The following is an 8337-nucleotide window of genomic DNA, read 5'->3' as shown; positions in this document are numbered from 1 at the left end:
TGCCATCATTCGCGACAAAACCGCATTCGCATGAACACAGTTGCCATGCCGTTACCTGGAGGCGTTGCAACGGTGCAGAATTCTGATTGGCCGCACTCTTCGGCAACCGTCACGGCATGGATCCTCGGGTCAAGCCCGAGGATGACGAAGCGTCTGCGGAGCCGCAGAACCATCTGCCGATAGGCTGGCGGGACAGCGCCCCTCTGCCCTGCCGGGCATCTCCCCCACAAGGGGGGAGATCATCCCCTACGCCGCGGCGACCTGGCCTGCCGCCGGGCGCATGCGGCGGGCGATCTCGTCGGCGAAGGGCAGGTCCTGCGGCATCTGGCCGACATAGGCGGCGACGTCCTCCATGCGGCGCAGCGTGCGCCAGTAGACGTCCTCCATCAGGCTGTGGGCGAACTCGCCGTTGCGGCCGATGCTGTAGAGGCCGGCGACGCCGGTCGTCTCGGCGAAGCGCTGGCGCTGCTCCTCGTATTGCGTCAGGTAGACCGGATAGGAAACCGGCGTGCGGATGACGCCGCCGGCGCTGAGGAACTTGCGCCTGAGCTGCGGATAAAGCGTCGCGATGCCGTCGAGACAGAGTTCGGCGAGCTTGTCGTCGCTCATCGTCCAGTGCTGGTCGCCGACCTCGCAGCCGATGTCGAAGGTGATCAGCGTCTTGCCCTCCGGCGCCAGCCACGGCATCGAGATCGGCGTCTCGGTCATGCGGAAGAAGGGCAGCGAACGGTCGGGCACCCACAGCATCGTGTCCGGCAAATGGCCACGGCCTGAAAAGCGCAGGTTGACGAAAATCATCGGCCGGTAGCGGAAAGCCGCCATGTGGTCGAGCGCCCGGGTGCCGCTCAGGAGCTTCGGCAGGATGTGCACCGGCGCGGTGCTGACCACGGCCGATACCTCGATCGTCTCGCCCTGGACGCGCACCCCTTTCACCCGCTCGTCCTCGACCAGGATCTTCTCGACGGGCGATTCCAGGCGGATCAGGTGCCGCACCTCGTTCGCCACCGGCTCCAGCAGCTTGCCCATGCCGCCTTCGGGATAGACATGCCAGACATCGGCGCTTTCCGGCATCTCATGCGAATAGCCGTTGCAGACGGCGCGCCTGGTGACCTTGGCGGCGGCGTTGAGATAGAGCGACTTCAGGATGCGCGGCCCGAACTTCCGGCCGACCGAGGGCGACAGCTCTTCGGCCGGCGCTCCGGACCAGGCCTCCGTCAGCGGGATCGCGACCTCCTCGGCCAGCACCTCGCCATATTTCTTCCGGAACCAGTCGGCGGCCGAAACCACCGGACGGTCGCGGTAGCGTTCGGCGATCGCGGCCGGCGCGAAGCGCGGTGAGAGCATCAGCCCGAACGGATAGGAATAGGACCGGCCGTTAAGATGCACCGCCTCGCCGTAGTGCTTGACGGTACGGCAGATGTCGGCCGAGCCCAGCGCCGCCGCCAGCCGGTTGCTGACGAAATGAGCGCCGAAATCATAGGAGAAGCCCTCGGCGTCCTTGAAGGACGAGGCCATGCCGCCGACGGCCTTGCCGGCCTCGAAGACGATGGTCGGCAGGCCGCGCCGGTTGAGGTCGAGCGCGGCGGTGAGGCCGGCGATGCCGGCGCCAAGTACAGCAATCGGTTTCATCTTGGTTTGCCCCCCGGGACCAGTCGAGAATACTGGTCAAGACTTTCAGACCCGGATTGCCTAGCCGCCAGCGTTTACGGCGGCCGAAACCGATTTGTTAAAATCCGAGCTTTTGCCGGCAAACGGAGCGGTTCACATGTTCACGTTCGCGTGAGCCGCGCCCAAATCCCTCTCCGGGGAGAGATCGGCGCTATTCGGCTGCGTCGCATTCCTCGACGGGCGCAGCCGTCAGGTCCCTCACGGCCGCCATCCACAATCGATCGATGCGGGCAAGCTCGGCGCCGTCGATCTCGTCGAGGTGGTTCCAGTACATGCCATGTTCGTAGAAATAGCCGAGCTCGGCTTCCCGGCTTTCGGCCGCTTCCACCGCCTCGAAGTCGATGCCGGCGCTGAGATCGGCCATCATGCCGGCGAGGCGCGACGGCGACAGATCCCGCGCCTGCTCGAAGCACAGCCTCGGGAAGACCAGGCGGCTGCGCGGCAGGTCCGACAGGTTGACGCAGAGCGTGCCGCGCCTCAGCGCGTGGATGAAGAGGCGCGCCGACTTGGCCTCCAGGCTCTGCAGCGTAACGTCGTCGCGCAGCGGATCGGCGCGGCCGGCGCCGTAGAAATGCGTGTCGCCCGGCCGGTCGTAGATCATGTCGCAGCCGAGGAAGGCGAGCACGTCGGGCCTCAGGCTGTGGACCGCCCAGTAGGCCGCCGTCAGCGACATGGTGCCGCCGGCATAGACGAAGCCGCCGAAACTGTTCTGCGCCGGCACGTAATGGGCAGCGCTGAACACCTGCCGCGCCGGTTCGGGCGGCGGCATGCGTTCGGGCGGGAAATCGCCCGCGTGCACCAGCACGTCCCAGTCGGGACGCACGCGCCAGGCATTGTTGATGGCGACGATGTGGGCAAAGGCCTGTTTCGGCCATGGCGCGCAGCGCATGACGTCGGGCGCGCTGCCGATGAGCAGCGTCACGCAGGGCGATAGGTCATCGGCCATAACGTTCCCGTTCCTGGATGTGGCGGCGCATATGATCCCTGCCCGCCTTCTTCGACAAGGCCGGATCGGCATCGGCGCGGGGCAAAAAGGGGCGCTCATGCAGGAGCATCACGAATTCTTTCAGCCGGAACAACCCTTGGAACGCTCCGTTGGAAACCTGCAACCAACGATGCAAACCAAGGAGACTTCCCCATGATGAAGAAAATCCTCGCTGCCTCCGTGCTTACGCTGGCGCTCGCGACGTCGGGCGCAATGGCTCAGTCCGCCAGCGGCAGCGCCAGCGGGTCGGGCAGTGTCACGACCGGCACCGGCGGTACGTCCGGCGGCGCCAATGGCGGCGGAACGGTAACCACTCCGAATCCGACGACCGACAACACAACCACCAACTCAACCCAGCAGCCGAGCGGCATGAACGACCGCTGCAAGGACGCCGCCGGCAACGACACCGACAACAACACGGCGAGCGGCGCCACCACCTCCAACATGCAGAACTGCAACAAATAGCGCCGACACGCGACAGCGTCAGGTCACGCATCCGTCGATGCGGCGGAGGCGCGCGGCCAAAGAAAAAGCCCCGCCGGTGGAGGCCGTCGGGGCTCTTTCATATGGATCGCAGAGGTGGGACCCCACGACCGGTCGATCCAGGGGGTGTTGGATCTGCAAGAACATTAGCCGAAGAATCAGCGCGCCCGGTAATCACGCCTGCGCACCATAAATCACGCCTTCGCGAGCGGAAGGTGATGGGTGGGTTGAAGCGACATCCGATCCTTCGCATGTAGGAAGAGTAACCCTCAGGGATTGCGATCAGCCAGCCGCCTGAGCAGTTCCCAGGAGACGGTGGTCGCGGAGAAGAGCAGGACCAGGGTCGATGCCGCGACCCACGTGAACTCGTCGTCCCATTTCACCGCCATAAGGAAGGCCGAAACCAGCAACATCGCGAAGCCGACCAGTGACGCCAGATGACGGCGAACCGCAAATGTGGACGAGCCGGTGGACTGCATGATCGCCTGATAGAAACGGACGACGACCCATACAGACCAGCTCGCGCTGACAAGCAGCACGACAAGCCCGAAAGTCGATGTCGGAATGCCGGGAAACAACGCCACCAGCGACACCATCATGACGGCGAGGTAGTTGTGGAATGCCTGCTCCGCCAGTCGGCGGGTCACCGGATCCTTGCCAAGCGCGGCGGCGGCGTTGACCGATACGGCGACGAAGAGCAGACCGAGCAGCGCCGCGGACGCCGTGCCGATGGTGGCATAGAATTGCGACCAGTTCTCCATGCATCGCCCCGTCCCGCGCCGCCGATCCCGCTCCCGCGGAGCCAACCGGAATGACGCAAACATGCCGCCAACAATGAACTGGCGCAATTGCTCCGCGTCACCCCGATAGGCGGGCTCGAAGAGAAGGTTGGCGCTCCGCGCGCCGGGCCCCCTCTGACGCCTTCGGCGACATCTCCCCCCTCGAGGGGGAGATTATCCCCGCAGCAGCTTCGCCAGCCTCGGCACGCCTTCGTTCACCGCGCGGTCGTTGGCGAGCGTGAAGGACATGCGCAGCGTGTTGCGGCCGGTGCCGTCGGCGTGGAAGGCGTTGCCGGGAACGAAGGCCACCCGCGCCTCCTTCACCGAACGCGCCAGCAACTCGGTGGCGTCGGCGCCTTCGGGCAGCGTCAGCCAGACGAACATACCGCCATCGGGCCGGCTCCAGGAAATGCCCTTGGGCATATCGGCTTCGAGCGCGCCAAGCAGCGCGTCGCGGCGGCCGCGATAGGCGCCGATCAGCTTTTCCACCTGGCCGTCGAAGATGGTTTCGGCGACGCGGTGCATGACCATCTGGTTGATCGACGGGCTGTGCAGGTCCGACGCCTGCTTCATCAGCACCAGCTTCTCGACGACATGGCGCGGCGCGCAGACCCAGCCGACGCGCATGCCGGGCGACAGGATTTTCGAGAACGAGCCGCAATAGAGGGTGCGCGCCTTGTCGATGCCGCCGGAACGGGCGCAGTCGAGCGCCAGCATCGGCGGCACGGCCTCGCCGTCATAGCGCAGCGCGCGGTAGGCGGCGTCCTCGATGACGGCGATGTCGAGCTCGCCGGCGAGGTCGAGCACCGCCGCGCGCTGCGCGGCGTCGAGCGTGTTGCCGGTCGGGTTGGCGAAGTCAGGCACCAGATAGGCGAACTTCACCTTGCCGCCATTAGCGGCGGCCGCGGCGCGATAGGCCTCCGGCGTCATGTTGCCGCCGGCGATGTTGAGCCGGTCGTAGCGCGGCTCATAGGCGTTGAAGGCCTGCAGCGCGCCGAGATAGGTCGGCCAGGTGACCAGGGCGGTGTCGCCCGGCGACAGGAACAGCTTGCCGAGATAGTCGAGCGCCTGCTGCGAGCCGGAGGTGATGAAGATGTTGCCCTCGTCGCAGGCGACGCCGAGCGTGCCCATGTAGCCGGCCAGCCATTTGCGCAGCGGCAGATAGCCTTCGCTGACCTGGTATTGCAGGGCCGCGCCCGCCTCGGCGCCGCCGAGCACTGCCTGGTAGGCTTCGCCGATGGCCTCGGCCGGAAACAGCGACGGATCCGGAATCCCGCCGGCGAAGGAGATGATGTCGGGCTGGTCGAGCAGCTTGAGCAGCTCGCGGATTTCGGAGGCCTTCATGCGCGAGGAGCGCGAGGCCAGAAGGTTCAACAGGGTCAAGGCGCACCTCCCGCGGCGTGTTTTTATTTAGGTCAACTTGGCTGACCTATTATCAGGCTTTTCCGGCGAGTTGAATAGCCCAGTCGCGAAGCGTGCGCAGGCCAAACGCGGCATGGCCCGCTCACCGAAACGTGACCGCCCTAGAATATCAGAGGCATCTAATTCAATTACTACCGGTGCTACTGATGAAAGGCCCCGCCCGGGGCTGCAACGATGGGAGAGACAGATGAAAACCAAGACTGCGCTTCTGAGCCTGCTTGCCGCATCGGTCATCGCCGGCACGGCTTTCGCCGGCATACTCGACGAGCCGAAGATGATGGCTCCCTTCTTCACCGACAAGACCATGAAGACCATGAAGTCCGATGCCGACATGAAGAAGGTCTGGGCCAAGATGTCGAAGAAGCACCAGACGGCGATGATGAAGGAGTGCCAGGACAAGGCGATGAGCAAGCCGCACGCCGAATTCTGCGCCAAGCTGAACGCGCTGGCCGGCCACGCCTGATCGAGCTCCCGCGACGGGTGGCGGACCAAGAGGGGGCCGCCACCCGGTCAATCGGCCGATTCAACATTATTTTAGCGATTACAAATAGAAACCCGTTGCGCGAAGGCGCAAGCGGATGCAACCTCGTTCCACAAGACCGGCCAGAAAATAGAAAGCCGGTCCATGGGAGGGGCAGTGACGCTCGAGCTTATTGGGGCCGGGTTCGGTCGCACCGGCACGTGGTCTACCTTCGCCGCGCTCAACAAGCTCGGCTTTCCAAGCTACCACATGCAGGAAGTCATCATAAACAAGGCCAACAAGGGCCATCTCGACTTCTGGCGCAAGGTGGCGAACAGCCCGCCCGGCAGCCAGCACGACTGGAACCGGGTCTTTGCCAATTATCGCGCGACCGTCGACAATCCGGGCTGCTGCGTGTGGCAGGAACTGATGGCCGCCTACCCCGACGCCAAGGTGTTGCTGACGTTGCACCCGCGCGGCGCCGAAGCCTGGTACGACAGCACCATCGACACGATCTACTTCACCGAGAATGTCTGGCAGTTCAAGGTGCTGGAATGGCTGACGCCGTTCGGCCGCAAGTTCGGCGACATGTCGCGCAAGCTGGTCTGGGGCCGCACGCTCAAGGGCGTGATGAACGACCGCGATAAGGCGGTGGCGCGCTACAACGCCTATGTCGACGAGGTGAAGGCGGCGGTGCCGCCGGAAAAGCTGCTGGTGTTCAAGGTCACGGACGGCTGGGCGCCGCTCTGCCATTTCCTTGGCGTTCCGCCGCCCAACGAGCCCTTCCCCAACCTCAACGACCGCGCCAGCGTCAAGAAGATCATCAACGATATCATCAAGGGCTCCTACATGATGCTGGCTGGCTGCGTCGCGGCCGCGGCGGTGGTGGTCGGCGTCTTGTGGTGGTGGCTGGGTTAATTCGTTCTCTTGGGCAAAAGGCTGCCTCCACGCTTGTAAAGCCGGCACCCTGAAAGCGTCTTCCAGCTTGCCCTGCTCTTCAACTCTATTGTCGCTATATTAGAATTAGCGCATATTATATCCGGACTGGAGCGATGCTCCGGTCATGGGCGGCCACAGGCCATTATTGCCCCGGCGCCCAAGGGACAAGATCGAAAGTCAGTGACGAAAATGGAACGCCGCGTTGCCCGACGAGCGGGCGGCCGGCCATTGATATCTGGAGGAGATATTCATGAAAGTCACCGTGTTGGCGAATTACGAACCCCACGCCGCCAAGGGATTGATCCAGGGCTCCGACCGGGAGGCCGCGCTCAAGACGCTCTATGAAAGCGTCGGCGGCAAGATGACCGCGCTGATGTTCACGCGCGGCAAATATGACGTCATCGTCCATGGCGAGGTTCCGGATCAGACGGCGGGGATGGGCCTTGCGCTCGCGGTGCGGGCCAGTGGCTCGGTGCGGGACCTCGTCATCCTCGAAGAGCTCGATATGAAGGCGGTGATCGCTGTCGCCAAGAAGGCCGCCGGCGCGTTCAAGCCTGCCGGCTGAGCGGCCCGGGCGGTCCGGCTCGACGCATGCGTCCGTGCCGTCCGCGCTTTCTCCGTAGGTGAGGCATCGCCGATTTCGTGCCACAATCGGCGATGCTTCGAGATAACCCAATGGCGGCGCGGACGGACAGGGCGACAGGAGTCGGCCCGTGAAGGCGCTCATGCGGCTCGCGGCATGGGTCTTGGTGGGTTTCTGCGCGCTCGTCGCCGGTCTGTGGCTGCTGGCCCGGCCGGCGACACCCGACGCCTTCTACGCCAGGCAACCCGACCCGATCCCGCCGCCCGGAACGCTGATCGCCGCGGAGCCGTTCACGCGCGACGTTCCCGACGATGCGCAGGCCTGGCGTGTGCTCTACGCGACCACGCGCGGCGACGACTCGCCGGCGATGGCGAGCGCCATTGTCATGGCGTCGAAGCGCGAAGGCGCCGCCGGCCGACCCGTCATCGCCTGGGCGCACGGCACGACAGGCATCGTGCCCGGTTGCGCGCCCTCGCTGCTCAAGCACCCCTTCGCCCACGTTCCGGATGTCGACGCCCTGCTCGGCCAGGGCTGGGTCTATGTGGCGACCGATTATGCCGGGCTCGGCACGTCCGGCTCTCCCCATGCCTATATGGTCGGCGAGGACGCGGCGCGGGCCGTGCTCGACTCCGCGCGCGCCGCGCGCCAGATCGGGGGCCTTGGTGCCAACGGCAAGGTGGTGGTCTGGGGCCACTCGCAGGGCGGCAACAGCGCACTGTGGGCCGGCATGCGCGCCTTGGGCTACGCGCCGGACCTCAACGTCGCCGGCATCGCCGCGCTTGCGCCTGCAACCGACCTGCCCGCGCTGTTCGAGGCCGTGCGGGGCACGATGTTCGGCAAGATCGTGTCGGCCTATCTGGCCGAGGGCTATGCCAGGACCTATCCGGACGTCCGCGCCGGCGACTATCTCGGCCCGCTGTCGGGCATTCTGGCCAGCGACATGGCCGGGCGCTGCGTGGGCGGCCCGGAAACGCTGTTCTCGGCAGCCGAGACGTTGCTGCTTCCCGGCGGCATCTTC

Annotated in this window: 10 protein-coding genes; 5 read left to right on the top strand and 5 right to left on the bottom strand. The window is 65.3% G+C overall.

All coding sequences use genetic code 11. The annotated features are described in order from the left end of the window. Window positions 1-246: 246 nt before the first annotated feature. From Q0L57_RS33720 to Q0L57_RS33710, 3 genes are all read right to left on the bottom strand, one after another. Window positions 247-1629 carry an FAD-dependent oxidoreductase gene (locus tag Q0L57_RS33720; RefSeq protein WP_296747536.1) on the bottom strand — a complete coding sequence of 461 codons (1383 nt, stop codon included), beginning with the start codon at window positions 1627-1629 and terminating at the stop codon, window positions 247-249. Between the two features lie 190 nt (window positions 1630-1819). After that, the gene (locus Q0L57_RS33715) at window positions 1820-2614 is read right to left on the bottom strand and encodes a hypothetical protein (protein WP_296747534.1); all 795 of its coding nucleotides are present in this window, start codon (window positions 2612-2614) and stop codon (window positions 1820-1822) included. After that, on the bottom strand, window positions 2604-2777 hold the full coding sequence (locus tag Q0L57_RS33710; RefSeq protein WP_296747533.1) for a hypothetical protein: 174 nt from the start codon (window positions 2775-2777) through the stop codon (window positions 2604-2606). Before Q0L57_RS33710 ends, Q0L57_RS33715 begins: the two co-directional genes overlap by 11 nt. Before the next feature lie 29 nt (window positions 2778-2806). On the opposite strand from Q0L57_RS33710, the gene Q0L57_RS33705 reads away from it, so the two are divergent. After that, complete coding sequence (locus tag Q0L57_RS33705; protein WP_296747531.1) at window positions 2807-3118, top strand: hypothetical protein; 312 nt, start codon at window positions 2807-2809, stop codon at window positions 3116-3118. Window positions 3119-3405: 287 nt separating this feature from the next. On the opposite strand, the gene Q0L57_RS33700 is transcribed toward Q0L57_RS33705, so the two are convergent. Beyond that, window positions 3406-3897, bottom strand: coding sequence for a hypothetical protein (locus Q0L57_RS33700; RefSeq protein ID WP_296747529.1), 492 nt, complete (start codon window positions 3895-3897; stop codon window positions 3406-3408). A gap of 192 nt (window positions 3898-4089) precedes the next feature. Further along, window positions 4090-5259 carry a PLP-dependent aminotransferase family protein gene (locus tag Q0L57_RS33695; RefSeq protein WP_296747537.1) on the bottom strand — a complete coding sequence of 390 codons (1170 nt, stop codon included), beginning with the start codon at window positions 5257-5259 and terminating at the stop codon, window positions 4090-4092. 265 nt (window positions 5260-5524) lie between these two features. Here Q0L57_RS33695 and Q0L57_RS33690 point away from each other — a divergent pair, with 265 nt between their 5' ends. The 4 genes from Q0L57_RS33690 to Q0L57_RS33675 form a co-directional block, all read left to right on the top strand. Beyond that, window positions 5525-5800, top strand: coding sequence for a hypothetical protein (locus Q0L57_RS33690; RefSeq protein WP_296747527.1), 276 nt, complete (start codon window positions 5525-5527; stop codon window positions 5798-5800). 174 nt (window positions 5801-5974) lie between these two features. Beyond that, window positions 5975-6715 carry a sulfotransferase family protein gene (locus tag Q0L57_RS33685; RefSeq protein WP_296747526.1) on the top strand — a complete coding sequence of 247 codons (741 nt, stop codon included), beginning with the start codon at window positions 5975-5977 and terminating at the stop codon, window positions 6713-6715. Window positions 6716-6986: 271 nt separating this feature from the next. Then, complete coding sequence (locus Q0L57_RS33680) at window positions 6987-7301, top strand: GYD domain-containing protein (RefSeq protein WP_296747524.1); 315 nt, start codon at window positions 6987-6989, stop codon at window positions 7299-7301. 148 nt (window positions 7302-7449) lie between these two features. After that, window positions 7450-8337, top strand: an 888-nt coding sequence (locus Q0L57_RS33675) for a lipase family protein (protein WP_296747523.1), incomplete at its 3' end; no start/stop codon positions are given.

This window comes from Mesorhizobium sp. (genome assembly GCF_024509055.1).
GTDB lineage: Bacteria > Pseudomonadota > Alphaproteobacteria > Rhizobiales > Rhizobiaceae > Mesorhizobium.
Note: the sequence above shows the minus strand (reverse complement) of the source record. Positions and strands in the feature narration are given on the sequence as shown.